This window comes from Pseudarthrobacter sp. NIBRBAC000502772 (genome assembly GCF_006517235.1).
Taxonomy (GTDB): domain Bacteria; phylum Actinomycetota; class Actinomycetes; order Actinomycetales; family Micrococcaceae; genus Arthrobacter.
On the sequence record NZ_CP041188.1, the window covers coordinates 3898205 to 3922205 of the forward strand.

Sequence of the window (24001 nt, forward strand, 5' to 3'; positions counted from 1 at the left end):
AACACATGCATATCCGGATTCTGAAGATAGACCGCGTCAGCCTTCAGATATTCGGCTGCATCAATTCATTGGGGACGGAATGGGGGCCGTCACGAAAGTTGGAGATCCCCTATGCCCATACGTCCCTCGCCCCGGGCGGTGGCGCTCTATTTCAAGAAACTTGGCCCCCGGACGCAGGTTGCGTTGTGCCAGCTTCCGCTGTCGCTGATTGTCACCGTCCTCGGCGTGATGACACCCTTTACCTGGCCATCCTTACTGGTCAGTCCCCTCTACATGGCAGCAATCGCCCTTCACCTCATTCTTTTTGTGGCCTGTTTCCTCACTCCTTGGGAGCGACTGCCCCATAGCTCGTACTTGGTAATTCCGGTTCTGGACCTGCTCGCGATCGCACTGCTGCGAAATGGTGCCGCGCCCCTTCTCCCGGGCCTGGCAATTCTGGTCGTATTTCCGGTCATTTGGATGGCCGCTTCCGGGATCATGGTCCGCACAAGCCTCGTACTGAGCGCTCTGGGGCCGCTCCTAATAATGCTCCCCACAACGGCCGCAAAATTCCCCAACCTCACGGCATCGGACATCACGGCCCTCGTTCTTTTCCCCCTCGTTATGCTGGCTGTTTCACTCGCCATTCGCTTCGCCAGCGCCAACATGCGCGTCCAGCAGCGCGAGCTGCAAGCCATGGGCCAGGAACTGCGGGAGCTGCTCGCCGCGAGCCGGGAACGCGAGAAACTCCTGATGACCATCCTGGACGCTACCGACGTCGGCATTGTTGCCGTCGATTCGAACGGTGACCAGCTGCTGGCCAACAACATGATGCGCCGGTGGCAGCAGGCTGCAGCACCCACCGGCGCCGTGCCTGCCGACCACAGCGAACAGCGGGTCTTCGCCCAGGACAAAGTGACTCCCCTCCCGCCGGACAAGCGTCCCCTCCGGCGCGCCGTCGAGGGTGAATCGTTCGCGGACTATCTCGTCTGGATTGGCGATGTTCCACAGCAGCGCGCGGTGTCCACCGCCGCCAGGCCGTTAACGGACGACGACGGCCGCCTCACCGGAGCGGTGGTCGTCTACAGCGACGTGACGGGGCTGGTTGAAGCCATTGCCGCGAACGAGGAACTGGTGTCGAACGTGTCCCACGAATTCCGGTCGCCGCTGAATTCCATCCTGGGCAACATCGACCTGGTGCTCGAGGACAGCGACGGGCTCTCCGCCCTCACGGTCCAACGCCTGGCCGTGGTGCAGCGCAACTCCGAACGGCTGCTTGCCCTGGTCTCGGACCTGACGCTCGAGGCCTCCGCCGCCCTGAACGTCCACCCGAAACGGACCGATATTTCCGGCCTGGTGGAGACCAGTATCGGCTCAGCCCAGGCACACGCGGAGCGGTCAGCCGTAGCCCTGGTGGCCGACGTGCCCTCACCGCTCTGGGCCTTCGCCGACCCGCTGCGCATCGGGCAGGCACTGGACAACCTGGTCTCGAACGCCATCAAGTACTCCCCCGACGGCGGCACTGTGACCATCAGCGCAGCCGGCACCGAGGACTGGGTCAAGCTTGTTGTCCGCGACACCGGCATGGGCATGGCACCGGAGGATGCGGCCAAGGTCTTCAGCCGCTTCTTCCGTGCCGAGTCGGCCCGGGATGCAGCCATCCCGGGAGCCGGGCTGGGCCTCTCCATCACCAAGACCATCCTGGAACGCCACGGCGGTGCCATCGCCTGCGCCAGCGCCCTGGGCAGCGGCAGCACATTCACCATGACCCTGCCCGTCGAATCCGGTAGCTGAGCCTGCCGAAATCCCGGAACCCTCATCGATTGCTCCATAGGAGCCCTTTTCAAGGCCCAAAAGGGCGCTGACGGAGCAATCGATGGGGTCAGGGGTCAGTGCTTCCGGACTGCCCGGGTCAGCTCGGCGCGGGCCAGCATCTCGTCGTCGGACGGGTAGGCCACTTCTTCAAGGACCAGCGGGTGCGGGGCAGCCAGCACGGACTTGGCGTCCCGCTTCTTCGCCAGCAGGCGATCGTGCAGCCAGCCCGGCTCCTCGATGCCTTCCCCTACGAACAAGGCCGAGCCAACCAGGGACCGCACCATGTTGTGGCAGAAGGCGTCGGCCTGGACGGTGGCCACAATGACGCCGTCCTCACCGCGGTGGAACTCGAAGCGCTGCAGCTCACGGACGGTGGTGGCACCCTCCCGCGGCTTGCAGTAGGACAGGAAGTTCTGCAGCCCTAGCAGCTGCACGGCACCCGCGTTCAACAGGTCCACGTCCAGGGGGCTTTGGTGCCAGAGCGTGAAGTACCGTTCGAGCGGATCCCACAGGGCAGGTCCGTCCGCGATGCGGTAGCTGTACCGCCGCCACAGCGCGGAGAACCTGGCATCGAACCCCACGGGTGCCAAGGACACCAGGTGAACCTCGATGGCCCCGCTCAGGTCCCCCAGCCCCCTGCTGAGGGCGCCACGAATCCGACGTAAGAATGCGACGGCGGGGTCCAGTTCGTGCCCGCGAGGCAGCTTCAGCCACTCGGCCTCAGTCAGGTCCAGGTGGACCACCTGGCCGCGGGCGTGCACGCCGGCGTCGGTACGTCCCGCCACGGTGACCCGGATGGGCCGGCGGATCAATAGCGCCAGCGCCTCTTCCAGGATGCCCTGGACGGTCCGCAATCCCGGCTGCACTGCCCACCCATTGAAGGGGCCGCCGTCGTACGATAAATCAAACCGGACACGCAAAAACCCGCCGCCCCCAAAACGGGGGCAGCGGGTTTTTGGTGGTTCATAGACCTAAGTCTATGCGACGGAATTGGCGAATTACTTCGCTTCGTCCTCGTCCTTCTTCTTAGCAGCGGGAGCCTTGGCAGCCTTCTTGGCCGGAGCCTCTTCGGTTGCAGCTTCCGTCTCAGCTTCAGGAGCCTCGGGAGCTTCGGTCTCGACGACCTCAGCCTCGGGAGCTTCGGTTTCGACAGGCTCAGCAACCGGAGCAGCCTTGGCGGCAGCCTGGGTAGCCTCGGCCACAACGGCCTGCTTGGCGGAAACGGGCTCGAGAACCAGTTCGATGACAGCCATGGGAGCGTTGTCGCCCTTGCGGTTGCCGATCTTGGTGATGCGGGTGTAGCCGCCGTTGCGGTTCTCCACTGCCTGTGCAATGTCGGTGAACAGCTCGTGGACGATGCCCTTGTTGCTGATCAGGCCGAGTACACGGCGGCGGGAAGCCAGGTCGCCACGCTTGGCGAAAGTCACCAGGCGCTCGGCGTACGGCTTCAGTCGCTTGGCCTTGGTCACCGTGGTGGTGATCCGCTTGTGCTCGAACAGTGCGGCGGACAGGTTCGCGAGCATAAGACGCTCGTGAGCCGCTCCGCCTCCGAGGCGCGGACCCTTAGCGGGGGTAGGCATAATAGTTTCTCCTCATATGGAAGCCAGTAGGCTGCGCACACCGTGGTGCATCCAGCCAGCCGGCCAAGATCTGTTTGTTAGAGTTCGTCGTCGCCGAAAGCGGCGTCGTCCTCTTCAATTGCTGCGGCGCGTGCTGCGAGGTCAAAACCGGGAGGCGAGTCCTTGAGGGACAGGCCCAGTTCAACCAGCTTTGCCTTGACCTCGTCAATGGACTTCGCACCGAAGTTACGGATGTCCATGAGGTCAGCCTCGGAGCGTGCAACGAGTTCACCCACGGTGTGGATGCCCTCACGCTTGAGGCAGTTGTAGGAACGGACGGTGAGGTCCAGATCCTCGATCGGCAGTGCCATGTCCGCTGCCAGGGCAGCATCCGTCGGCGACGGGCCAATCTCGATACCTTCAGCTGCGGTGTTCAGCTCGCGGGCCAGACCGAAGAGTTCCACCAGGGTGGTACCTGCGGAAGCAACAGCATCGCGCGGGGCGATGGCCTGCTTGGTCTCGACGTCGACAATGAGCTTGTCGAAGTCGGTGCGCTGCTCAACACGGGTTGCTTCCACGCGGAAAGTAACCTTCAGTACCGGCGAGTAGATCGAGTCGACCGGGATACGGCCGATCTCGGAGTCGCCGGACTTGTTCTGAGCTGCCGAAACGTAGCCGCGGCCGCGCTCGATGGTCAGTTCGAGTTCGAACTTGCCCTTCGAGTTCAGCGTGGCAATGTGCAGATCCGGGTTGTGGAATTCGACGCCGGCCGGCGGAGCGATGTCCGCGGCGGTGACGACTCCGGGGCCCTGCTTGCGCAGGTAAGCCACAACCGGCTCGTCGTGCTCGGAGGAAACCGACAGGCTCTTGATGTTCAGGATGATCTCAGTGACATCTTCCTTGACACCCGGAACCGTGGTGAACTCGTGCAGCACGCCATCGATCCGGATGCTGGTTACAGCGGCACCGGGGATGGAGGAAAGCAGGGTACGACGGAGGGAGTTTCCGAGGGTGTAGCCGAAGCCCGGTTCCAGCGGTTCAATGATGAAACGCGAGCGGTTATCGGAGACTACCTCTTCGGAGAGGGTGGGGCGCTGTGCAATGAGCACTTAGGTTTCCTTTCGGCGAGCATCCGCTATATGACGCAACACAGGTGGTGGAAATTCGGTCTGAAGACTTAACGCGGCTGGGCTTGCCCGGACCATTGACGGTCCGGGCAAGCTCAAGCTGCTGGAAAAGCCTTAGACGCGGCGGCGCTTCGGCGGACGGCAGCCGTTGTGCGCTGCGGGGGTGACGTCCTGGATGGAGCCAACCTCCAGGCCAGCGGCCTGCAGCGAGCGGATTGCGGTTTCGCGTCCTGAACCCGGTCCCTTGACGAAAACGTCAACCTTGCGCATGCCGTGCTCCTGCGCACGCTTGGCAGCAGCTTCGGCAGCCATCTGGGCTGCGAACGGGGTGGACTTGCGTGAGCCCTTGAAGCCAACCTCACCTGAGGAAGCCCAAGAGATAACAGCGCCGTTCGGGTCCGTGATGGACACGATCGTGTTGTTAAAAGTGCTCTTGATGTGCGCCTGGCCCAGCGCGATATTCTTTTTGTCCTTCTTACGCGGCTTGCGAACCGCGCCACGAGTCTTCGGGGGCATTTTTTCTCCTACAGAAAGTTATTGGGGGAAGACGAGTCAATCCCGAGGGATTTAACGAGCCTTCTTCTTGCCTGCAACGGTGCGCTTCGGACCCTTACGGGTACGTGCGTTCGTCTTCGTACGCTGTCCGCGCACTGGCAGGCCCTTGCGGTGGCGAATACCTTCGTAGCTGCCGATTTCAACCTTGCGGCGGATATCAGCTGCTACTTCGCGGCGAAGGTCACCCTCAACCTTGTAGTTGCCTTCAATGTAGTCACGAAGTTCTACCAGCTGGGAATCGGTGAGGTCCTTAACGCGGACGTCAGCGCTGATGCCAGTGGCAGCCAGGGTTTCGTGTGCACGGGTCTTGCCCACGCCGTAGATGTAAGTAAGCGCAATTTCCAACCGCTTTTCGCGGGGAATGTCTACGCCAGCGAGACGAGCCATAGTGGCAGTGCTCCTTGAATAAACCGGAGGTCGTAGGCAGTACACCCGCACGTTCTGTGCGGCCCCAGCCTCCGACCGGGGGTTAGCTGTCCGGGCTCATACGTCCCAGTTCAGCTTGTGCTGCCTTTTATTTACTTGCGTGGGTTAGCAACCCAGGATTTCCTTCAGGGAAGGAAATTAGCCCTGGCGCTGCTTGTGGCGCGGGTTCTCGCAGATCACCATGACCCGGCCATTACGGCGGATCACTTTGCACTTTTCGCAGATCTGCTTGACGCTCGGCTTGACCTTCATGGCGTTCCTTTGCGTGTGGCAGTTGGTCAACTGGTGCAGCCGTCAGCTCACGCTGATGCCGCCCAGAATTTACTTGTAGCGGTAGACGATACGACCCCGAGTGAGGTCATAAGGGCTCAGTTCCACCACTACCCGGTCCTCAGGGAGAATCCTGATGTAGTGCTGGCGCATCTTGCCTGAGATGTGCGCGAGTACGATGTGCTTGTTGGTCAGCTCAACGCGAAACATCGCGTTAGGCAGCGCCTCAGTCACAACGCCTTCGATCTCAATGACCCCGTCCTTCTTGGCCATACCCTCCGCTAACTGTTGTTGCCGCAGCCCTGCCGGATTGCACCGGACATGACCACGAACGTTTTTGTTGGATCGGTCATCACCTCCGGCCCCAAACAGGGCACAGCTGGGCAGACAACCAACAAACCACTTTACTGTAAGTGGGTAGAAAGTCCAAACTAAATATGAAAGCACACACCTTACCCGGAAATCGAGCTTGCCGAAATCCCTTCGAGGATCGCCAAGCGTACGACGTCGGCTGCCGCACTCTGCAGGGTAATGAGACTCACCTGCCGGGCAGTTTCAGTACTCCGGTCCAAAGCCACCTCACCAGTGGCAAGGCAAAAAACAGTATCCCCATCAGCCAACGTGTGCGACGGATTGAGCGCCCGGGCCAGCCCAGCATGCGCAGCAGAAGCAGTCCGATAGCACTCGGCGGGGTCCAAGACAGCATTCGTAGCAACAACAACGAGAGTCGTATTGAGCGGCGGTGGGCCGCCATCACGGTCGGCAGGTTCCGGAACCCGGAAGCGCGCGTCTAAGGGAGGCACGACCGAGCGCGCGGAGGGTTCGGGATTCCCCGGAAGTGCCTCCACGGGAAACCCCAGAGCGTTCACCACGGCAAGCGCCCCAACAACCACGCCGTTCTCAAGCGTGACCGATGCCGTCCCCACCCCACCCTTGAACTGTCCGCGTCCGATCATCGCTCCGGTGCCGGCGCCTACGCTGCCGCGTCCGACGTCGTGCCCGTCCGTTTCCGCAGCAGCGGCGACGATGGCCGCATAGCCCATGTCCGCCGTCGGGCGCGCTGAGAAGTCGCCTCCCCGGCCCAGGTCGAAGATCGCGGCGGCGGGAACGATCGGCACCACTCCCCCGGTGACGGCGAATCCCCGGCCGTTTTCCTCGCACCAACGCTGTGCACCGTGGGCCGAGACCAGCCCGTAGGCGCTGCCGCCGGTGAGGACCACGGCGTCCACCGTGGACACCAGCGTGGTGGGATCCAGCGCGTCAGTCTCATGCGTGCCCGGGCCACCGCCACGGACGTCCACCGACCCGACAGTGCCCGGTGGCGGCAGCACCACGGTGACTCCCGTCAGCCAGCCGTCGCCGGTCTTCTGCTCATGGCCAACCCTGATTCCCGGCACATCCGTGATTGCTCCCATGGCTCCATTCTGCCCTGCGCCCGGTGGTTGAGCTTGTCGAAACCCGGGACTGTGGGCTCGCTCACCCGCGAAACCAAACGTTTTGTGAACGGGCTCCGAAGCCTGGGACAACAATTCGCTGGGCGGCCGCATCTGGTTCGGTCCGGCTTCCACGATGTGATGGAGTGATCTCAAATCCGTTCCACAGCCCTGCTGCGGCAGGCTTTCCGATTGAGATCCATGACACCACAGCTCACCGCCAAGCCGGGCAGTTCCCTGGCGCAGACGGCCACCGTCAGGGCAAAGGACCAGGCCGGCACCCTGCCCCGGAAGCGCAATCGCTGGTCGCGCCGGAAACGCCAGGACTTCTTCGTCTTCCTCGCGCTGGCCCTGCCGAACCTGCTGCTCATCGCCGTCTTCACCTACGTCCCGCTGTCCAACAACCTCTACTACTCCACGCTGAACTGGACGCTCGGCTCCGCGTCGGCCACCGTCGTCGGGCTGGAAAACTACGTCACGTTCTTCGCCAGCGCGGACGCCGCCCGGGTCCTTGGCACTACCGCCGTATTCACTGCCGCAACCGTGGGCGGCTCCATGGCGCTGGGCCTGCTGGTGGCGCTGGCCCTGAACTCGAAGGTCCGCGGCACCACCTTTGCCCGGTCGGCCGTCTTCGCACCGTATGTGCTGTCCGGGGTTGGCGTTGGCCTGGTGTGGCTGTTCATCTTTGATCCCGGCTACGGCGTGCTGGCCTGGATCCTGCGGGGCCTTGGACAGCAGAGCCCGCAATGGATCAACGATCCGGACCTCTCGCTGGTGATGGTCATCATCGTGTACGTCTGGAAGAACCTGGGCTACTGCGCGGTCGTGTTCCTCGCCGGGCTGCAGTCCCTGCCGCAGGATGTGATGGAGGCGGCGTCGCTGGACGGTGCCAGCAGTTTCCGGCGCTTCGTCAGCATGTCGCTGCCGCTGCTCTCCCCCACCACATTCTTTCTGCTGATCACCACCATGCTCAGCTCGCTCCAGGCCTTCGACCTCATCCGGATCATGACGCCCCTGGGCAGCGGCACCAGCACCCTCATCTACGAGGCGTACCTCCAAGCCTTCGGCGCCTACAACCGCGCCGGCTATTCCGCCGCCATCTCGGTGGTCCTGTTTGTCATCCTGCTGGTCATCACGGTGCTGCAGCTGCGGTTCGTCGAAAGGAAGGTGCACTACTCGTGAGCGCTCCCGCCGCCGTCCTTCCGGACCCTTCAACGCCCGACGCCGTCCCGCCCCTGGAGCGGCCGTTCTCCCGTGCCAACCTGGTCAGGACAGTCGCTGCCGGGTATGCGCCGCTGGCCGTCGCCGTCCTGGTGGTGTTCCTGCCGCTGCTGTGGATGGTGCTGAGCTCGTTCAAGCAGCCCGGCGAAATCGTCACCCTGGATCTGCAGGTGCTCCCGGCAGCCCTTGACCCGGAGAACTATCGGGTGGCCATGACCACGGTCCCGTTCGGTCAGTTCTTCCTGAACAGCACCATCGTCACCGTGGTGGGCGGCGGCGTCAAAGTGATCCTTGCCCTGCTGACCGCCTATGCCCTGGTGTTTGTGCGCTTTCCGTTCAAGAACCTGATCTTCGTCCTGATCCTCGTGGCCCTGATGGTTCCCGCGCAGGTATCCATCCTGCCGAACTACATCCTGATCGCCGGAATGGGTGGGAAGAACACCCTGTGGGGCATCATCCTGCCCGGCCTGGGCACTGCCTTCGGCACGTTCCTGCTGCGCCAACACTTCCTCACCCTGCCCGGTTCGATCCTGGAATCCGCGGAGATCGACGGCGCCGGCCACTGGCGGCGGCTCTGGCAGATCGTGGTTCCGGTGTCCGTTCCGTCCATTGCAACGGTTGCCCTGGTCACCGTAGTGAGCGAATGGAACGAGTACATCTGGCCGCTGATCATCACGGACAAACCGGAAAGCATGACGCTTCCAGTGGGCCTCACCCTGCTGCAGAACTCCGAGAGCAACGGCGCAGGCTGGGGAATCATGATGGCCGGCGCCGTCCTCGTGATCGTCCCCATCCTGGTCATCTTCGCCATGCTCCAGCGCTACATCGTCGCGGGCCTGACCCAGGGCAGCGTGACGGGCTAGCCTCCGGCGAGCACCGCCGTCGGGCCTTACCGGCGGGCACTGCCGTAGGGCATCCAAACCATCCATCCACCGCATCCAGCACCACCGAGGCACCCAACGAAAGGCAGCACCATGTCCTTTACCCTTGATCGACGGTTCTTCCTCACCCTGGCCGGCGCCGGGGCAGGCGCCGCAGCTCTCTCCGCCTGCGGCGGCCCGTCTACAACACCCGGAGCCGCGGCGACGACCGCTGCCAGCATCGACTTCAGCGGCGTCAAGCCGGCCGCCTCCATCGACTTCTGGTCCAACCACCCGGGCAAGTCACAGGACGTGGAAAAGAGCACCATCGAGAAGTTCCACGCCAAGTACCCGGACATCAAGGTGAACCTGGTGACCGCCGGCGCCAACTACGAGGAAATCGCCCAGAAGTTCCAGACAGCCCAGGCCGCCAAGTCAGGCCTCCCGTCCCTGGTGGTCCTCTCCGACGTCTGGTGGTTCCGCTACTACCTGAACGAGAGCATCATCCCGCTCGACTCCCTGGTCAAGCAGCTGGACGTCAAGCTGGACGACTTCCGCACGTCACTGGTGGACGACTACAAGTACGACGGCAAGCAGTGGGCACTCCCCTACGGCCGGTCCACGCCCCTGTTCTACTACAACAAGGACCACTTCGCGGCAGCCGGCCTGCCGGACCGTGCCCCCGCCACCTGGCAGGAATACGCCGGGTGGGCCCCGAAGCTCAAGGCGGCTTCCGGCGCCCAGTACGCCTTTATGCACCCCGCGCTGGCCGGCTACGCGGGCTGGACGCTGCAGAACAACCTGTGGGGCGAAGGCGGCGGCTGGTCCAAGGAATGGGACATCACGTGTGACTCAGCCGAGTCCGTGGCGGCACTGCAGGCGGCCCAGGATTCTGTGTACAAGGACGCCTGGGCCGGCGTTTCCTCCAAGGAATCCGCCGACGACTTTGCCGCCGGCCTTGCTTCGGCCACGTTGTCTTCGACGGGGTCGCTGATCGGCATCCTGAAGTCCGCCAAGTTCAACGTGGGCGTCGGGTTCATGCCGGGCGGCTCAAAGGTCACCACCGGCGTGTGCCCCACCGGCGGCGCCGGCCTGGGCATCCCCAGCGGTGTCACCAAGGAAGAGCAGCTGTCAGCAGCAATGTTCCTGCAGTTCATGACCGAGCCGGAGAACACTGCCGCGTTCTCGGCCGCGACAGGCTACATGCCCACGCGCACGTCCGCCGACATGACCGCCGTGCTCGCCAAGACGCCGCAGATCAAGATCGCCATGGACCAGCTGGCCGTGACCAAGGTCCAGGACAACGCCCGGGCGTTCCTGCCGGGAGCGGACCAGGAGATGGCCAAGGCTGCCGCCAAGATCCTGACGCAGCAGGGCGACGTGAAGGCCATCATGACCGAGCTGAAGGCGACCCTCGAGGGAATCTACACCAAGGACGTCAAGCCCAAGCTCAAGGCCTGACCCCTGGACGGCGCCGCCGCTGAACGCCCTGCGACACGCAAAATCCCTGCCGCTACCGGTATTCAGGTAGCGACAGGGATTTTGTGCGTCGACGGCGTCGAACCTACGGGATCGGGACGGGCACGACGCCGAGCGGCACCAGGTGCTCCGCTCCGCCGTCGGGGGCTGAGAGCACCCAGATCCCCTTTTCGTGGACGGCAACCGAGTGCTCCCACTGGCAGGAGCGTTTGCCGTCGGTGGTCACCACTGTCCAGTCGTCCTCCAGCACTGCCGTGTCGATGCTGCCGCGGACCAGCATGGGCTCGATGGCCAGGCACAGTCCGGGTTTGATCTTGGGACCGCGGTGGCTGGTGCGGTAGTTCAGGACATCGGGGGCCATGTGCATCTCGGAGCCGATGCCGTGGCCCACGTAGTCCTCCAGGATGCCCAGCGGCTTGCCCGGCACAGAGGAGACGTAGTCGTCGATGGCGGCGCCGACGTCGCCCACGTGGCTTCCCGTGGCCAAGGCGGCGATGCCGCGCCACATGGCTGCCTGGGTGACGTCGGAAAGCCGCTGGTCCTCGGGGTCGGCCTGGCCCACAATGACGGTGCGTGCAGAGTCGGAATGCCAGCCGTCAACAATCGCGCCGCCGTCGATCGAGATGATGTCGCCGTCGTTGAGGACCTTGCCGCCGGGGATGCCGTGCACCACTTCCTCGTTCACGGAGGTGCAGATGGTGGCGGGGAAGCCGTGGTAGCCGAGGAAGTTCGACTTGGCGCCGGCCTCGTTCAGCACTGCGGCGAAGACGTCGTCCAGCTGCTTGGTGGTAACGCCTGGAGCGGCTGCGGCCACCGCTGCGTCCAGCGCACGGTTCAGCACCAGCCCGGCGTCGCGCATGATGCGCATCTGGGCGTTGGTCTTGTATTCGATACGGGGCTGGCCGAAGGCCATGGTGTGTCCTCTCAATGGCTGAGGCTCCTCCCGGATGCCGGGAGGAGCCTCGGAAAAGCATGTTGCGGGGCTTAGGCGGCCTGGGCTGCCTTGATGGCCTGCATGACGCGGTCGGTGACCTCGTCGATGCCGCCGATGCCGTCAACCTGGGTCAGGATGCCGCGTTCGGCATACTTGGCCACAACGGCCTCGGTCTGCTCGTGGTACAGGTCAAGGCGGTGGCGGATCACGGCTTCGTTGTCGTCGCTCCGGCCGGTTTCCTTGGCACGGCCCAGCAGCCGCGAGACGAGTTCCTCGTCGTCGGCCGTGAGCTGCAGGACGACGTCGAGCTTCTCTTCGCTGTTCGCGAGGATCCCGTCAAGGTAGTCCACCTGCGCCGTGGTGCGCGGGTAGCCGTCCAGGAGGAAGCCGTTTTCGACGTCGGACTCGCTGAGGCGGTCGCGGACCATCTTGTTGGTGACGCTGTCCGGAACGAAGTCCCCGGCGTCCATGTACTTCTTGGCTTCAATGCCAAGAGGAGTTTCGCCCTTCACATTGGCGCGGAAGATATCACCGGTGGAAATCGCCACGACGCCGAGGCGCTCGGAAATACGTTCCGCTTGCGTTCCTTTTCCGGAACCGGGGGGTCCAATAATCAACATTTTCGTCATCGCAAAAGCCCTTCGTAGTGACGTTGCTGTAGCTGCGCATCTATTTGCTTGACGGTTTCAAGGCCAACGCCCACCATGATCAGGATCGAGGTGCCACCGAACGGGAAGTTCTGGTTCGCGTTGATCAGTACCAATGCCACCAGCGGAATCAGCGCCACGAAGCCCAAGTAGAGGGCGCCGGGCAGCGTGATCCGGGAGAGCACGTACTGCAGGTAATCCGCGGTCGGTTTTCCGGCACGGATACCCGGGATGAAACCGCCGTACTTCTTCATGTTGTCGGAGACCTCTTCAGGGTTGAAGGTGATCGCGACGTAGAAGTAGGTAAAGAACACGATCATGGCGAAGTACAGCGCCATGTAGATCGGGTGGTCTCCTCGGGTCAGGTTGTTGTTGATCCACTCAACCCACGGCGCGAGTGCCTCGCCGGCTTTGGGCTGGTTGAACTGTGAGATCAGTCCCGGCAGGTAAAGCATGGACGATGCGAAGATCACGGGGATCACGCCTGCCATGTTCACCTTGATGGGGATGTAGGTGCTGGTGCCGCCGACGGTCCGGCGTCCGATCATCCGCTTGGCGTACTGCACCGGGACACGGCGCTGGGACTGCTCCACGAAGACCACCAGGGCAACCGTCACCAGGCCGATCACCAGGACCATAAAGAACGTGCCCGGGCCCTGTGAGCTCCAGATGGCACCCAGGGACGTGGGGAAGGTCGCCGCGATGGAGGTGAAGATGAGCAGCGACATGCCGTTGCCCACCCCCTTTTCGGTGACGAGTTCGCCCATCCACATAATGAGCCCGGTACCGGCGGTCAGCGTGATGATCAGCAGGATGGTGGTGATGATGCTGTCGTCAGGAATGATCGGCAGTGCACAGCCCGGAAGCAACTGGCCTGAACGCGCCAGCGACACCAGCGTCGTGGCGTTCAGGAGGCCCAGGGCAATGGTGAGGTACCGCGTGTACTGGGTGAGTTTGGACTGCCCGGAGGCGCCCTCCTCGTACAGCTCCTGGAACCGGGGAATGACCACCCGGAGCAGCTGCACAATGATGCTGGCCGTGATGTACGGCATGATGCCCAGCGCGAAGATGGACACCTGAAGCAAGGCACCGCCGCTGAACAGGTTGACGAGCTGATAGAGCCCGCCAGCGGTCTGACCGTTCTGCAAGCATTGCTGGACATTCTGGTAGTTCACACCAGGCGAGGGGATGAATGCACCCAAGCGGAAGATTGTGATGATTGCCAGCGTGAACAACAACTTGCGTCGCAGATCAGGCGTGCGAAAGGCCCGGCCAAATGCGCTAAGCAAGCGTCCTCCTGTGTTGTTTATGAGCGTGGTGTGATGGGGGACAATAATCCCAACAACCGAGTCTAACGGGTGGATCGGCCATGCGAATAATCCGCGAACCCGCGATTGCGGCGAACGGGCGGAAATAGTCGGCGGGCGGATGCGAAAAAAACTCCCGGCGTGCAGGGCCCTGGGGCCCTGCACGCCGGGAGTTCAAAACGGGCGTTCGCCCACCGTCTACTAGAGAGCGGTGGTGCTTCCGCCTGCTGCTGCAATCTTTTCTGCGGCGCTGGCCGAGAATGCGTGGACGGTGACGTCAACCTTGACGGTGATGTCGCCGGTGCCAAGCACCTTGACGGGCTGGTTCTTGCGAACGGCACCCTTTTCGACCAGGTTCTCCACGGTGACTGTGCCACCTTCCGGGAACAGCTCGTTGAGCTTGTCCAGGTTTACAACCTGGAACTCAACCCGGAACGGGTTCTTGAAGCCGCGCAGCTTCGGCAGGCGCATGTGCAGCGGCAACTGGCCGCCGGCAAAGCCAGCCTTGATCTGGTAGCGGGCCTTTGTACCCTTGGTACCGCGACCAGCGGTCTTACCCTTGGAACCTTCACCACGACCAACTCGGGTCTTGGCGGTCTTGGCACCCGGGGCGGGACGCAGGTGGTGAACCTTGAGTGTGTTCTGCTTCTCAGCAGTCTCTGCGGCGATCTTTTTCTCTGCCATTTACTTCGCCTCCTCTACCTTTACCAGGTGCGGAACCGTGTTGAGCATTCCAACAGTCACGGCGTCGGCGGTGCGGACAACGGTGTGTCCGATCCGCTTCAGGCCGAGGGACCGAAGGGTGTCGCGCTGGTTCTGCTTGCCGCCAATGGCGGACTTGATCTGAGTGATCTCCAACTGAAGGTCGGAGGGAATCAGGTTCTTAGCCATGGCTTAGACACCCGCCTTCTGGTTCAGGATTGCCTTCACCATTGCCGGCGGAGCAACCTCGTCCAGCGGCAGGCCGCGGCGTGCTGCCACTGCTGCCGGCTCTTCGAGCTGCTTCAGCGCAGCAACAGTCGCGTGAACGATGTTGATGGCGTTGGAGGAACCCAGCGACTTGGAAAGGATGTCGTGGATGCCCACGCACTCCAAGATGGCGCGGACCGGACCACCGGCAATAACACCGGTACCGGCGGAAGCCGGACGCAGCATTACGACGCCGGCAGCGGCCTCACCCTGAACGCGGTGCGGGATGGTGTTCCCAATGCGGGGAACGCGGAAGAAGGACTTCTTAGCCTCTTCAACGCCCTTCGCGATTGCGGCGGGAACTTCCTTTGCCTTGCCGTAGCCCACGCCGACCATGCCGTTACCGTCACCAACGACGACCAGAGCGGTGAAGCTGAAGCGACGACCACCCTTGACCACCTTGGAAACGCGGTTGATGGTGACAACGCGTTCAATGAACTGGCTCTTCTCGGCTTCGCGGCCGCCGTCACGGCCACCACGGCCGCCACGGCCGCCATCGCGACCGCCCTGGCCCTTGTCGCCACGCTCGCCACGACGAGCGCCACCACGGCGGTCATCGGCAGCAGCTGCGGGCGCAGTGGTCTCAGTGGCCGGAGCAGCTACGGCTTCAGTAGCCTTCTGATCTGCAGACACAGTGTCCTTTTCCTTGTTTGCTTCCGTCACAGTGACAGCCCACCTTCACGTGCGCCGTCAGCGACAGCAGCAATTCGGCCGTGGTACTTGTTACCACCGCGGTCGAAGACAACTGCCTCGACGCCGGCAGCCTTGGCACGAGCGGCAACGAGCTCGCCAACGCGCTTGGCCTTGGCGGTCTTGTCGCCTTCGAATGCACGAAGGTCGGCTTCCAGTGTGGAGGCGCTTGCTACGGTCAGGCCCTTGGTGTCATCGACAACCTGGACGAATACGTGGCGTGCGGAGCGGTTGACGACCAGACGAGGACGTACAGCCGTGCCGGAGATGCGCTTGCGGATACGAAGCTGGCGGCGGCTGCGCGAAGCAGACTTGCTCTTGTTCGTACGCTTCTTGTTAATTGAGATGGCCATGGTTACTTACCAGCCTTTCCGACCTTGCGGCGGATGACTTCGCCTGCGTAGCGGATGCCCTTGCCCTTGTAGGGGTCCGGCTTCCGCAGCTTGCGAATGTTGGCAGCAACCTCGCCGACCTGCTGCTTGTTGATACCTGAAACAGAGAGCTTGGTCGGGGTCTCAACTGCAAAGGTGATGCCGTCCGGTGCGGTGACATTTACCGGGTGGCTGTAGCCGAGAGCGAACTCAAGGTCAGATCCCTTGGCCTGAACGCGGTAACCAGTACCAACGATTTCAAGCTTCTTCTCGTAGCCCTTGGTAACGCCCTCGATCATGTTGGAGATCAGGGTGCGGGTCAGGCCGTGGAGTGAACGGGAGGCGCGCTCGTCGTTCGGGCGGGCGACAGTCAGGGTCTCTGCTTCCAGGGAAACCTCGATCGGGCTGGCCACAGTGTGGTTCAGCTCGCCTTTGGCACCCTTGACGCTGACGACAGAGCCGTCAACCTTGACCTCAACGCCGGCAGGAACGGTGATGGGGAGACGTCCAATACGTGACATTATTCTCTTCCTTTCCCGTTACCAGACGTAGGCGAGGACTTCGCCGCCCACGCCCTTCTTGCCGGCTTGCTTATCAGTCAAGAGGCCGGAAGAGGTGGACAGGATTGCGACACCCAGGCCACCGAGCACGTGCGGGAGGTTGGTGGACTTTGCGTAAACACGCAGGCCCGGCTTGGAAATACGGCGAACGCCAGCGATTGAACGCTCGCGGTTCGGTCCGAACTTAAGGTCCAGGGTCAGCTTCTTGCCAACCTCTGCGTCTTCTTCTTTCCAGGAGGCGATGTAACCTTCAGCCTTCAGGATGTCGGCAACGCGTGCCTTGAGCTTGCTGTACGGCATGGACACGGAATCGTGGTACGCCGAGTTTGCATTGCGCAGACGCGTAAGCATGTCTGCGACCGGATCAGTCATTGTCATTTGGGCTCTTGCCCTTCCTCATAACGGTTTCCTCGCTGCCGCGTAAAGCTTCAGCGAAGGACCTGTTACGTAGTTAGATTAGTCTTCGGCCTTGAACGGGAAACCGAGTGCCTTAAGCAGCGCGCGGCCTTCGTCGTTGGTCTTGGCGGTGGTTACAACCGTGATGTCCATGCCGCGTACGCGGTCGATGGAATCCTGGTCGATTTCGTGGAACATAACCTGCTCGGTCAGACCGAAGGTGTAGTTGCCGTTGCCGTCGAACTGCTTGCCACTGAGGCCGCGGAAGTCGCGGATACGGGGCAGAGCCAGCGTGACCAGACGATCCAGGAATTCCCACATGCGGTCTCCACGCAGAGTTGCGTGTGCGCCGATGGGCATGCCTTCGCGCAGCTTGAACTGTGCGATCGACTTGCGGGCCTTGGTTACCTGCGGCTTCTGGCCGGTAATCAGGGTCAGATCGCGGACAGCGCCGTCGATCAGCTTGGAGTCCTTAGCGGCATCTCCAACACCCATGTTCACAACGACCTTCACCAGGCGGGGAACCTGGTTGACGTTGGTGTACTTGAATTCCTCAACGAGCGTGCTCTTGATGGAATCGGCATACTTGGTCTTCAGACGAGGAACGATCTTCGTTGCCGGAGTCTCGAGAGTCTCAGTCATTAGATGTCCTTCCCGGAGCTCTTAGCCACGCGGACACGCACGTCGCGCTTCACGCCATTGCGCTCAACGGTCTCGGTGCGGAAACCGACGCGGGTGGGCTTCTTGGTGGACGGGTCAACCAGAGCCACGTTGGAGATGTGGACCGAAGCTTCTACGACCTCGATGCCACCAGTCTTGGTGCCGCGCTGCGACTGACCGGCCTTGGTGTGCTTGGTTACGCGGTTAATGCCTTCAACCAACACGCGGTTGGTCTCGGGGAATACGCGCAGAACCTTGCCCTGCTTGCCTTTGTCGCCGCCGCGCTCAGCCTTGGCGCCAGTGATGACCTGAACCAGGTCACCCTTTTTGATCTTAGCCATGGACTAGAGCACCTCCGGAGCCAGAGAAACGATCTTCATGAACTTCTTGTCACGAAGTTCACGACCAACCGGTCCGAAGATACGGGTACCGCGGGGGTCACCGTCAGCCTTCAGGATCACAGCTGCGTTCTCGTCAAACTTGATGTAGGAACCATCCGCACGGCGGCGTTCCTTCTTGGTACGGACGATGACTGCCTTAACAACATCGCCCTTCTTTACGTTGCCGCCCGGAATTGCATCCTTGACGGTAGCGACGATGACGTCGCCAATGCCTGCGTAGCGACGGCCAGATCCACCGAGAACGCGAATGGTAAGGATTTCCTTAGCACCCGTGTTGTCGGCGACCTTGAGTCGCGACTCCTGCTGAATCACTATTTACTCCTTGCGTCGCGCCGGTTCTCAGACCGAAAATCTTTCAACGGAATGAGCCTTGCGGAACGGTTGATCGGGGTGTCTCTTGACCTGCCTGGATTTTGCCAGACCAGGCCTAAACTCCCGTGCCAAAAACATTTGCTTCCCAGGCGGATCCGGACAGGTCCGAAGCGCTAGGGGGCACTATGCCGTGGCACGATTGTTTACGAGGTTGATGACGGCGCACAGAGGGCGCCATACAAACTCAATATCCTAGCACAGTTGGGGCCATCTCCCATATCACACGGCGGCATCCAGAGCACAACCATTGGACACCAGGAAGCGCTGCAGTGCCGGCAACGCACGACGGCGTCACGCACGGCTCGCCTTCGGCCCACCGGCGGTGCCGTTCCCCGGAAACCCGGCCTCCCGCCGTCGGCCGTCCCCCAAAAAGCCTGCTCCGCGTGACACACCCGGCCAGCCCACCCGCCGGGAAATGCGGAAACCCCCGCTCCCAAAAGGGAACGGGGGTTTCCGGTGCAGTACCTGCAAGCAGGCTGCGGGGTGTTACTTGGCCTTTTCGAGGATCTCGACCAGACGCCACCGCTTGGTAGCGGACAGCGGGCGGGTCTCGGCGAGGAGAACGAGGTCGCCGATGCCGGCGCTGTTCTCTTCGTCGTGAGCCTTGATCTTCGTGTTGCGGCGGATGACTTTGCCGTACAAAGCGTGCTTTACGCGGTCTTCTACCTGGACAACGATGGTCTTTTCCATCTTGTCCGAGACTACGTAGCCACGCTTCGTCTTACGGTCACCGCGTTCGCCAGCCGTAGCTGCTGCGGAAACAGTTTCCGTCACGTTCTCGTCCTTTTCACTCACTTGGCATCCTCCTCGGCCTCAACCGTTTCAGCCGTTTCGGCCTTCTTGGTTGCAGCCTTCTTGGACTTCTTCTCTTCCTTGGCTTCCACAACCGGTGCGGCAACCTCGGCACGAATGCCCAGCTCGCGCTCACGGAGAACGGTGTAGATGCGTGCGATGTCCTTCTTTACCGCGCGCAGACGACCGTGGTTCTCCAGCTGACCGGTGGCGGACTGGAAACGCAGGTTGAACAGCTCTTCCTTAGCCTTCCGGAGTTCTTCAACGAGGCGCTCGTTGTCGAACGTGTCCAGCTGTGCAGATGCAAGTTCCTTGGATCCTACTGCCATTTCTATTCACCACCTTCGCGACGCAAAATGCGTGCCTTCAACGGGAGCTTGTGGATTGCCAGGCGCAGGGCCTCGCGAGCTACCGATTCCTCGACGCCGGAGATCTCAAAGAGAACCCGGCCCGGCTTGACGTTTGAGACCCACCATTCCGGCGAACCCTTACCGGAACCCATGCGGGTTTCGGCCGGCTTCTTGGTGATCGGACGGTCCGGGTAAATGTTGATCCAGACCTTACCGCCACGCTTGATGTGGCGGGTCATCGCGATACGGGCAGACTCGATCTGACGGTTGGTGACGTATGCCGGGCTCAGAGCCTGGATACCCCACTCACCGAAGGAGACCTTGGTGCCGCCCGTAGCAGCGCCGGAACGACCCGGGTGGTGCTGCTTACGGTGCTTGACTCGACGTGGGATAAGCATTTAAGCCTGTCCTCCTTCTACTGCAGCAGGTGCAGCCTCAACTGCCGGAGCCTCGGCAGCCGGAGCTGCCTCTGCTGCCGGACGGTCGGTACGACGGCGGCGGTCACCACGGTCAGCGCCGCCGGCGCCACCCGGGCGGCCCGGACGGTCGCTGGGACCGCGGCCGCGGGACGGAGCAGCAGCTGCCTGCTGAGCCAGTTCCTTCGCGGTGACGTCACCCTTGTAGATCCAGACCTTCACGCCGATGCGGCCGAAGGTGGTCTTGGCCTCGTAGAAGCCGTAGTCGATGTTCGCACGGAGGGTGTGCAGGGGCACACGGCCTTCGCGGTAGAACTCCGAGCGGGACATTTCTGCGCCACCCAGTCGACCGGAGCAGGCGATACGGATGCCCTTGGCACCTGCACGCTGAGCGGACTGCATGGCCTTCTTCATCGCACGGCGGAAAGCCACGCGGGAAGTCAGCTGCTCAGCAACGCCCTGGGCAACAAGCTGTGCTTCCATCTCGGGGTTCTTGACCTCGAGGATGTTCAGCTGGACCTGCTTGCCCGTCAGCTTCTCAAGCTCGCCGCGGATGCGGTCTGCTTCAGCGCCGCGGCGGCCGATAACGATACCGGGACGTGCCGTGTGGATATCCACGCGGACACGGTCACGGGTGCGCTCGATCTCGACCTTGGCGATACCGGCGCGCTCCATGCCAACTGACATGAGCTGGCGGATACGGATGTCTTCGCGAACGAAGTCCTTGTACCGCTGTCCGGGCTTGGTGCTGTCAGCGAACCAGTGCGATACGTGATCGGTGGTGATGCCGAGTCGGAACCCGTGCGGGTTAACTTTCTGTCCCACTTAGCGAGCCTCCTCTTTCTCAGGTGTAGCGACTACCACAGTGATGTGGCTGGTGCGCTTCTTGATCTGAAATGCACGACCCTGAGCACGCGGCTGGAACCGCTTCATGGTCGGGCCTTCATCAACGAACATTTCGCTGATGATGAGGTCGCTTTCGTCAAACGAAACACCGTCGCGGTCCGCGAGGGACCGGGCGTTTGCGATTGCCGACTGTACTACCTTGAATACCGGCTCCGAAGCTGCCTGGGGGGCAAACTTCAGAATTGCCAGAGCCTCATTCGCTTGCTTACCACGAACAAGGTTGACGACGCGCCGGGCCTTCATAGGCGTTACGCGGATGTGACGCGCAATTGCCTTGGCTTCCATTGCTTTCCTTCTCTCGTCTTTGACGTAAGTGCAGGCGCCTAGCGGCGCTTGCCCTTACGGTCGTCCTTGACATGGCCGCGGAATGTCCGCGTGGGAGCGAATTCGCCGAGCTTGTGCCCGACCATCGACTCAGTGACAAACACCGGAATGTGCTTGCGTCCGTCGTGTACGGCGATCGTGTGCCCAAGCATGTTGGGGATGATCATCGAACGGCGGGACCAGGTCTTGATGACGTTCTTGGTGCCCTTTTCGTTTTCCCTGTCCACCTTTACAAAGAGGTGCTGGTCAACGAAAGGACCTTTTTTCAGGCTGCGTGGCATGTGTCCAGGCTCCTATCGCTTGTTCTTGCCAGTACGACGGCGACGAACAATAAGCTTGTCGCTCTCTTTGTTGGGACGCCGGGTGCGGCCTTCCCGCTTACCGTTCGGGTTGACGGGGTGACGTCCACCGGACGTCTTACCCTCGCCACCACCGTGCGGGTGGTCAACCGGGTTCATAGCGACACCACGGACGGTCGGGCGAACGCCCTTCCAGCGCATGCGGCCGGCCTTACCCCAGTTGATGTTCGACTGCTCGGCGTTGCCGACCTCGCCGACGGTTGCGCGGCAGCGCACGTCAACGTTGCGGATTTCGCCGGAAGGCAGACGCAGCTGGGCGAAGCGGCCTTCCTTTGCTACAAGCTGGATCGATGCGCCGGCGGAGCGGCCCATCTTGGCGCCGCCACCCGGACGCAGTTCAACTGCGTGGATTACGGTACCAACCGGGATGTTGAGCAGCGGCAGGTTGTTACCGGGCTTGATGTCAGCACCGGAACCTGCCTCAACGACGTCACCCTGGGAGAGCTTGTTCGGGGCGATGATGTAACGCTTGGTGCCATCAACGTAGTGCAGGAGGGCGATGCGAGCCGTACGGTTCGGATCGTACTCGATTTCGGCAACGCGGGCGTTGACGCCGTCTTTGTCGTGGCGACGGAAGTCGATCAGACGGTACTGGCGCTTGTGGCCACCACCCTTGTGACGGGTCGTGATCTTACCGGAGTTGTTACGGCCGCCCTTTTTGGGCAGCGGACGTACCAACGACTTTTCCGGCGTCGACCGCGTGATTTCGGTGAAGTCCGCTACGCTCGAGCCACGACGGCCCGGGGTAGTCGGCTTGTACTTACGGATTCCCATAATTTATTTCCTCGTTAAAGTGGTCTCCGCTACGAGAGCGGACCGCCGAAGATGTCGATGGTGCCTTCTTTGAGGCTCACAATTGCACGCTTGGTGTTCTTGCGGGTACCCCATCCGAATTTGGTGCGCTTGCGCTTACCGGCACGGTTGATGGTGTTGATCGATTCGACCTTGACGGAGAAAATCTTCTCCACGGCCAGCTTGATCTCGGTCTTGTTCGAGCGGGGGTCCACCAGGAAGGTGTACTTGCCCTCATCGATCAGGCCGTAGCTTTTTTCCGATACGACGGGTGCAAGCACGACGTCGCGCGGGTCTTTGATGGTGGCTGCACTCACTTGGCATCCTCCTCGTTCTTTGCTACTGTCCGGTCAGCAACGAATGCTTCGTAGGCAGCCTTGGTGAAGACAACGTCGTCAGAGACGAGTACGTCGTAGGTGTTCAGCTGGTCTGCGTACAGAACGTGAACACCGGCGAGGTTGCGCACGGAAAGTGCTGCAACATCGTTGGCGCGCTCGATGACAACCAGCAGGTTCTTGCGCTCGGAAACTCCGCGCAGCGTTGCCAGTGCGTTCTTGACGGACGGCTTGGTGCCCTCCACCAGTTCAGCAACAACGTGGATGCGTCCGTTGCGTGCCCGGTCAGAGAGTGCGCCGCGCAGTGCAGCAGCAATCATCTTCTTGGGGGTGCGCTGGCTGTAGTCACGCGGTGTGGGACCGTGGACTACGCCACCACCGGTCATGTGAGGAGCACGGATTGAACCCTGACGGGCGCGGCCGGTGCCCTTCTGCTTGAACGGCTTGCGACCTGCACCGGAAACTTCGGCGCGGGTCTTGGTTTTGTGGGTACCCTGGCGAGCAGCAGCGAGCTGGGCTACGACGACCTGGTGCAGCAGCGGCACGTTGGTCTGAACGTCGAAGATCTCTGCAGGCAGGTCAACCTTGACAGTGCTAGTCATTGAACTAGGCTCCCTTCACGGCGGTGCGTACGAGTACGACCTGGCCGCGGGCGCCGGGGACGGCACCCTTGATCAGGAGCAGCGACTTCTCGACGTCAACTGCGTGAACCGTGAGGTTCAGCGTGGTGTGACGAACGGCGCCCATGCGGCCGGCCATTTTCATGCCCTTGAAGACGCGGCTCGGGGTGGATGCGCCACCGATTGAACCGGGCTTACGGTGGTTCTTGTGAGCACCGTGTGAGGCGGGAGCGCCGTGGAAGCCGTGACGCTTCATAACACCGGCGAAGCCCTTACCCTTGGTGGTGCCAATAACGTCGATCTTCTGGCCGGCTTCGAAGAGCTCAACAGAAAGCTCCTGGCCCAGCTCGTAAGTGTCAGCATCTGCAGTGCGCAGTTCGACGACGTGGCGGCGAGGCGTGACGCCTGCCTTTTCAAAGTGACCAGCCAGCGGCTTGGTGACCTTGCGGGGATCGATCTGGCCGTAGCCGATCTGAACAGCTACGTAGCCATCAGTGTCTGCGTTGCGCAGCTGCGTGATGACGTTCGAATCTGCCTGAACCACAGTGACGGGGATGAGCTTGTTGTTCTCGTCCCAGACCTGGGTCATGCCGAGCTTCGTGCCCAGCAGGCCCTTTACGTTACGGGTTGCGGTCATAGTCTCTCAGCACCTCCCTACAGCTTGATTTCGATGTTCACGTCGGCCGGCAGGTCGAGACGCATAAGCGAATCAACAGCCTTCGGCGTGGGATCGATGATGTCGATAAGACGCTTGTGCGTGCGCATTTCAAAGTGCTCGCGGCTGTCCTTGTACTTGTGCGGAGAGCGGATAACACAGTAAATGTTCTTCTCCGTCGGCAGCGGCACGGGGCCAACTACCGTGGCGCCTGCGCGCGTGACCGTCTCAACGATCTTCCGTGCTGAAACGTCAATGACCTCGTGGTCATATGACTTCAGCCGGATGCGGATTTTTTGTCCCGCCATGTCGCCTGACTCTCTTTCAGTTAGTGCTGCTCCCGGTGAGGGCTGCTCTGTTCACTTTCTTGTTGCATGTGGCTGCCGAAGCATTTGAAGTCTGAACTACCACCCGCCGCACA

35 protein-coding genes are annotated in these 24001 nt (G+C 61.9%); 4 read left to right on the top strand and 31 right to left on the bottom strand.

What is annotated here, in order from left to right:
• Nucleotides 1–111: 111 nt before the first annotated feature.
• Nucleotides 112–1773, top strand: coding sequence for a cell wall metabolism sensor histidine kinase WalK (locus NIBR502772_RS18010; protein WP_141141205.1), 1662 nt, complete (start codon nt 112–114; stop codon nt 1771–1773).
• Nucleotides 1774–1868: 95 nt separating this feature from the next.
• On the opposite strand, the gene NIBR502772_RS18015 is transcribed toward NIBR502772_RS18010, so the two are convergent.
• The 8 genes from NIBR502772_RS18015 to NIBR502772_RS18050 all read right to left on the bottom strand — a co-directional run bounded on the left by NIBR502772_RS18015 (nt 1869) and on the right by NIBR502772_RS18050 (nt 7146).
• Complete coding sequence (locus NIBR502772_RS18015) at nt 1869–2714, bottom strand: tRNA pseudouridine(38-40) synthase TruA (RefSeq protein WP_141141206.1); 846 nt, start codon at nt 2712–2714, stop codon at nt 1869–1871.
• Nucleotides 2715–2792: 78 nt separating this feature from the next.
• Nucleotides 2793–3374, bottom strand: coding sequence for a 50S ribosomal protein L17 (rplQ, locus tag NIBR502772_RS18020; protein ID WP_141141207.1), 582 nt, complete (start codon nt 3372–3374; stop codon nt 2793–2795).
• Nucleotides 3375–3451: 77 nt separating this feature from the next.
• Nucleotides 3452–4462 (bottom strand): DNA-directed RNA polymerase subunit alpha, encoded by a 1011-nt coding sequence (locus tag NIBR502772_RS18025; protein ID WP_056344331.1) that lies wholly within the window; start codon nt 4460–4462, stop codon nt 3452–3454.
• A gap of 132 nt (nt 4463–4594) precedes the next feature.
• Nucleotides 4595–4996, bottom strand: coding sequence for a 30S ribosomal protein S11 (gene rpsK, locus NIBR502772_RS18030; RefSeq protein WP_018769149.1), 402 nt, complete (start codon nt 4994–4996; stop codon nt 4595–4597).
• A gap of 51 nt (nt 4997–5047) precedes the next feature.
• Nucleotides 5048–5422 carry a 30S ribosomal protein S13 gene (gene rpsM, locus NIBR502772_RS18035; protein ID WP_104062624.1) on the bottom strand — a complete coding sequence of 125 codons (375 nt, stop codon included), beginning with the start codon at nt 5420–5422 and terminating at the stop codon, nt 5048–5050.
• Nucleotides 5423–5599: 177 nt separating this feature from the next.
• On the bottom strand, nt 5600–5713 hold the full coding sequence (rpmJ, locus tag NIBR502772_RS18040) for a 50S ribosomal protein L36 (protein ID WP_009358722.1): 114 nt from the start codon (nt 5711–5713) through the stop codon (nt 5600–5602).
• 69 nt (nt 5714–5782) lie between these two features.
• The gene (gene infA, locus NIBR502772_RS18045) at nt 5783–6004 is read right to left on the bottom strand and encodes a translation initiation factor IF-1 (RefSeq protein WP_009358723.1); all 222 of its coding nucleotides are present in this window, start codon (nt 6002–6004) and stop codon (nt 5783–5785) included.
• Between the two features lie 179 nt (nt 6005–6183).
• Nucleotides 6184–7146 (bottom strand): P1 family peptidase, encoded by a 963-nt coding sequence (locus tag NIBR502772_RS18050; RefSeq protein WP_141141208.1) that lies wholly within the window; start codon nt 7144–7146, stop codon nt 6184–6186.
• Nucleotides 7147–7365: 219 nt separating this feature from the next.
• Between NIBR502772_RS18050 and NIBR502772_RS18055 the strand changes: the two genes are divergently transcribed.
• The 3 genes from NIBR502772_RS18055 to NIBR502772_RS18065 all read left to right on the top strand — a co-directional run bounded on the left by NIBR502772_RS18055 (nt 7366) and on the right by NIBR502772_RS18065 (nt 10706).
• Entirely contained in the window at nt 7366–8346 is a 981-nt protein-coding gene (locus NIBR502772_RS18055) for a carbohydrate ABC transporter permease (RefSeq protein ID WP_210412319.1), read from the top strand.
• Nucleotides 8343–9248, top strand: a complete 906-nt coding sequence (locus tag NIBR502772_RS18060) for a carbohydrate ABC transporter permease (RefSeq protein WP_141141209.1) — start codon at nt 8343–8345, stop codon at nt 9246–9248. The genes NIBR502772_RS18055 and NIBR502772_RS18060 overlap by 4 nt, the downstream gene beginning before the upstream one ends.
• Nucleotides 9249–9359: 111 nt before the next feature.
• Nucleotides 9360–10706 carry an ABC transporter substrate-binding protein gene (locus NIBR502772_RS18065; RefSeq protein WP_141141210.1) on the top strand — a complete coding sequence of 449 codons (1347 nt, stop codon included), beginning with the start codon at nt 9360–9362 and terminating at the stop codon, nt 10704–10706.
• 103 nt (nt 10707–10809) lie between these two features.
• Here NIBR502772_RS18065 and map read toward each other — a convergent pair whose 3' ends face one another.
• The 23 genes from map to rpsJ form a co-directional block, all read right to left on the bottom strand.
• Nucleotides 10810–11637 (bottom strand): type I methionyl aminopeptidase, encoded by an 828-nt coding sequence (gene map / locus NIBR502772_RS18070; protein WP_104062628.1) that lies wholly within the window; start codon nt 11635–11637, stop codon nt 10810–10812.
• A gap of 71 nt (nt 11638–11708) precedes the next feature.
• The gene (locus NIBR502772_RS18075) at nt 11709–12278 is read right to left on the bottom strand and encodes an adenylate kinase (RefSeq protein ID WP_181037244.1); all 570 of its coding nucleotides are present in this window, start codon (nt 12276–12278) and stop codon (nt 11709–11711) included.
• Between the two features lie 5 nt (nt 12279–12283).
• Complete coding sequence (gene secY, locus NIBR502772_RS18080) at nt 12284–13594, bottom strand: preprotein translocase subunit SecY (RefSeq protein WP_058931723.1); 1311 nt, start codon at nt 13592–13594, stop codon at nt 12284–12286.
• 219 nt (nt 13595–13813) lie between these two features.
• A complete protein-coding gene (gene rplO, locus NIBR502772_RS18085; protein ID WP_104062629.1) occupies nt 13814–14296 on the bottom strand; it encodes a 50S ribosomal protein L15 in 483 nt (160 codons plus the stop codon).
• Nucleotides 14297–14503 carry a 50S ribosomal protein L30 gene (gene rpmD, locus NIBR502772_RS18090; RefSeq protein ID WP_056344352.1) on the bottom strand — a complete coding sequence of 69 codons (207 nt, stop codon included), beginning with the start codon at nt 14501–14503 and terminating at the stop codon, nt 14297–14299.
• Between the two features lie 3 nt (nt 14504–14506).
• Nucleotides 14507–15244 carry a 30S ribosomal protein S5 gene (gene rpsE / locus NIBR502772_RS18095; RefSeq protein WP_058931721.1) on the bottom strand — a complete coding sequence of 246 codons (738 nt, stop codon included), beginning with the start codon at nt 15242–15244 and terminating at the stop codon, nt 14507–14509.
• Nucleotides 15241–15624 (bottom strand): 50S ribosomal protein L18, encoded by a 384-nt coding sequence (rplR, locus tag NIBR502772_RS18100; RefSeq protein WP_104062630.1) that lies wholly within the window; start codon nt 15622–15624, stop codon nt 15241–15243. Before rplR ends, rpsE begins: the two co-directional genes overlap by 4 nt.
• 2 nt (nt 15625–15626) lie before the next feature.
• Nucleotides 15627–16163, bottom strand: a complete 537-nt coding sequence (gene rplF, locus NIBR502772_RS18105) for a 50S ribosomal protein L6 (RefSeq protein WP_056344361.1) — start codon at nt 16161–16163, stop codon at nt 15627–15629.
• 18 nt (nt 16164–16181) lie between these two features.
• Nucleotides 16182–16580 (bottom strand): 30S ribosomal protein S8, encoded by a 399-nt coding sequence (gene rpsH / locus NIBR502772_RS18110; RefSeq protein WP_056344363.1) that lies wholly within the window; start codon nt 16578–16580, stop codon nt 16182–16184.
• Between the two features lie 78 nt (nt 16581–16658).
• Nucleotides 16659–17240, bottom strand: coding sequence for a 50S ribosomal protein L5 (gene rplE / locus NIBR502772_RS18115; protein WP_141141211.1), 582 nt, complete (start codon nt 17238–17240; stop codon nt 16659–16661).
• Nucleotides 17240–17599 carry a 50S ribosomal protein L24 gene (gene rplX / locus NIBR502772_RS18120; RefSeq protein ID WP_056344369.1) on the bottom strand — a complete coding sequence of 120 codons (360 nt, stop codon included), beginning with the start codon at nt 17597–17599 and terminating at the stop codon, nt 17240–17242. The genes rplE and rplX overlap by 1 nt, the downstream gene beginning before the upstream one ends.
• A 3-nt stretch (nt 17600–17602) precedes the next feature.
• Nucleotides 17603–17971: a 50S ribosomal protein L14 gene (rplN, locus tag NIBR502772_RS18125; protein ID WP_024366126.1), complete on the bottom strand. Its 369-nt coding sequence runs from the start codon at nt 17969–17971 to the stop codon at nt 17603–17605.
• 546 nt (nt 17972–18517) lie between these two features.
• On the bottom strand, nt 18518–18826 hold the full coding sequence (gene rpsQ / locus NIBR502772_RS18130) for a 30S ribosomal protein S17 (protein WP_056344371.1): 309 nt from the start codon (nt 18824–18826) through the stop codon (nt 18518–18520).
• Nucleotides 18823–19152, bottom strand: a complete 330-nt coding sequence (rpmC, locus tag NIBR502772_RS18135; RefSeq protein WP_058931719.1) for a 50S ribosomal protein L29 — start codon at nt 19150–19152, stop codon at nt 18823–18825. The genes rpsQ and rpmC overlap by 4 nt, the downstream gene beginning before the upstream one ends.
• 2 nt (nt 19153–19154) lie before the next feature.
• Complete coding sequence (gene rplP, locus NIBR502772_RS18140) at nt 19155–19571, bottom strand: 50S ribosomal protein L16 (RefSeq protein WP_056344375.1); 417 nt, start codon at nt 19569–19571, stop codon at nt 19155–19157.
• Nucleotides 19572–20414 (bottom strand): 30S ribosomal protein S3, encoded by an 843-nt coding sequence (rpsC, locus tag NIBR502772_RS18145; protein ID WP_056344378.1) that lies wholly within the window; start codon nt 20412–20414, stop codon nt 19572–19574.
• Nucleotides 20415–20780 (bottom strand): 50S ribosomal protein L22, encoded by a 366-nt coding sequence (rplV, locus tag NIBR502772_RS18150; protein WP_056344381.1) that lies wholly within the window; start codon nt 20778–20780, stop codon nt 20415–20417. It abuts the gene before it with no gap.
• Nucleotides 20781–20818: 38 nt separating this feature from the next.
• Complete coding sequence (rpsS, locus tag NIBR502772_RS18155; protein ID WP_056344384.1) at nt 20819–21100, bottom strand: 30S ribosomal protein S19; 282 nt, start codon at nt 21098–21100, stop codon at nt 20819–20821.
• 12 nt (nt 21101–21112) lie between these two features.
• A complete protein-coding gene (gene rplB, locus NIBR502772_RS18160; RefSeq protein WP_056344386.1) occupies nt 21113–21952 on the bottom strand; it encodes a 50S ribosomal protein L2 in 840 nt (279 codons plus the stop codon).
• A gap of 29 nt (nt 21953–21981) precedes the next feature.
• Complete coding sequence (gene rplW / locus NIBR502772_RS18165) at nt 21982–22287, bottom strand: 50S ribosomal protein L23 (RefSeq protein ID WP_018773664.1); 306 nt, start codon at nt 22285–22287, stop codon at nt 21982–21984.
• Nucleotides 22284–22907, bottom strand: coding sequence for a 50S ribosomal protein L4 (gene rplD, locus NIBR502772_RS18170; RefSeq protein WP_141141212.1), 624 nt, complete (start codon nt 22905–22907; stop codon nt 22284–22286). Before rplD ends, rplW begins: the two co-directional genes overlap by 4 nt.
• Before the next feature lie 4 nt (nt 22908–22911).
• Complete coding sequence (gene rplC / locus NIBR502772_RS18175) at nt 22912–23562, bottom strand: 50S ribosomal protein L3 (protein ID WP_056344391.1); 651 nt, start codon at nt 23560–23562, stop codon at nt 22912–22914.
• Between the two features lie 17 nt (nt 23563–23579).
• Nucleotides 23580–23888, bottom strand: coding sequence for a 30S ribosomal protein S10 (rpsJ, locus tag NIBR502772_RS18180; protein WP_038464699.1), 309 nt, complete (start codon nt 23886–23888; stop codon nt 23580–23582).
• Nucleotides 23889–24001 lie beyond the last annotated feature (113 nt).

Coding starts and splice junctions, on each gene's coding strand:
- NIBR502772_RS18065 (WP_141141210.1), top strand. CDS start 9,360: ATGTCCTTTACCCTTGATCGACGGTTCTTCCTCACCCTGGCCGGCGCC.
- rplO (WP_104062629.1), bottom strand. CDS start 14,296: ATGGCAGAGAAAAAGATCGCCGCAGAGACTGCTGAGAAGCAGAACACA.
- rplV (WP_056344381.1), bottom strand. CDS start 20,780: ATGGAAGCCAAGGCAATTGCGCGTCACATCCGCGTAACGCCTATGAAG.
- NIBR502772_RS18010 (WP_141141205.1), top strand. CDS start 112: ATGCCCATACGTCCCTCGCCCCGGGCGGTGGCGCTCTATTTCAAGAAA.
- rpmJ (WP_009358722.1), bottom strand. CDS start 5,713: ATGAAGGTCAAGCCGAGCGTCAAGCAGATCTGCGAAAAGTGCAAAGTG.
- rplF (WP_056344361.1), bottom strand. CDS start 16,163: ATGTCACGTATTGGACGTCTCCCCATCACCGTTCCTGCCGGCGTTGAG.
- rpsK (WP_018769149.1), bottom strand. CDS start 4,996: ATGCCCCCGAAGACTCGTGGCGCGGTTCGCAAGCCGCGTAAGAAGGAC.
- rplC (WP_056344391.1), bottom strand. CDS start 23,562: ATGACCGCAACCCGTAACGTAAAGGGCCTGCTGGGCACGAAGCTCGGC.
- rplD (WP_141141212.1), bottom strand. CDS start 22,907: ATGACTAGCACTGTCAAGGTTGACCTGCCTGCAGAGATCTTCGACGTT.
- rpsS (WP_056344384.1), bottom strand. CDS start 21,100: ATGCCACGCAGCCTGAAAAAAGGTCCTTTCGTTGACCAGCACCTCTTT.
- rplP (WP_056344375.1), bottom strand. CDS start 19,571: ATGCTTATCCCACGTCGAGTCAAGCACCGTAAGCAGCACCACCCGGGT.
- rplQ (WP_141141207.1), bottom strand. CDS start 3,374: ATGCCTACCCCCGCTAAGGGTCCGCGCCTCGGAGGCGGAGCGGCTCAC.
- rplB (WP_056344386.1), bottom strand. CDS start 21,952: ATGGGAATCCGTAAGTACAAGCCGACTACCCCGGGCCGTCGTGGCTCG.
- infA (WP_009358723.1), bottom strand. CDS start 6,004: ATGGCCAAGAAGGACGGGGTCATTGAGATCGAAGGCGTTGTGACTGAG.
- rpmC (WP_058931719.1), bottom strand. CDS start 19,152: ATGGCAGTAGGATCCAAGGAACTTGCATCTGCACAGCTGGACACGTTC.
- rpsH (WP_056344363.1), bottom strand. CDS start 16,580: ATGACAATGACTGATCCGGTCGCAGACATGCTTACGCGTCTGCGCAAT.
- NIBR502772_RS18050 (WP_141141208.1), bottom strand. CDS start 7,146: ATGGGAGCAATCACGGATGTGCCGGGAATCAGGGTTGGCCATGAGCAG.
- rplR (WP_104062630.1), bottom strand. CDS start 15,624: ATGGCCATCTCAATTAACAAGAAGCGTACGAACAAGAGCAAGTCTGCT.
- rpmD (WP_056344352.1), bottom strand. CDS start 14,503: ATGGCTAAGAACCTGATTCCCTCCGACCTTCAGTTGGAGATCACTCAG.
- NIBR502772_RS18075 (WP_181037244.1), bottom strand. CDS start 12,278: ATGTTGATTATTGGACCCCCCGGTTCCGGAAAAGGAACGCAAGCGGAA.
- NIBR502772_RS18055 (WP_210412319.1), top strand. CDS start 7,366: ATGACACCACAGCTCACCGCCAAGCCGGGCAGTTCCCTGGCGCAGACG.
- rplX (WP_056344369.1), bottom strand. CDS start 17,599: ATGGCTAAGATCAAAAAGGGTGACCTGGTTCAGGTCATCACTGGCGCC.
- rpsJ (WP_038464699.1), bottom strand. CDS start 23,888: ATGGCGGGACAAAAAATCCGCATCCGGCTGAAGTCATATGACCACGAG.
- rpsM (WP_104062624.1), bottom strand. CDS start 5,422: ATGGCTCGTCTCGCTGGCGTAGACATTCCCCGCGAAAAGCGGTTGGAA.
- rplE (WP_141141211.1), bottom strand. CDS start 17,240: ATGACTGAGACTCTCGAGACTCCGGCAACGAAGATCGTTCCTCGTCTG.
- map (WP_104062628.1), bottom strand. CDS start 11,637: ATGGCCTTCGGCCAGCCCCGTATCGAATACAAGACCAACGCCCAGATG.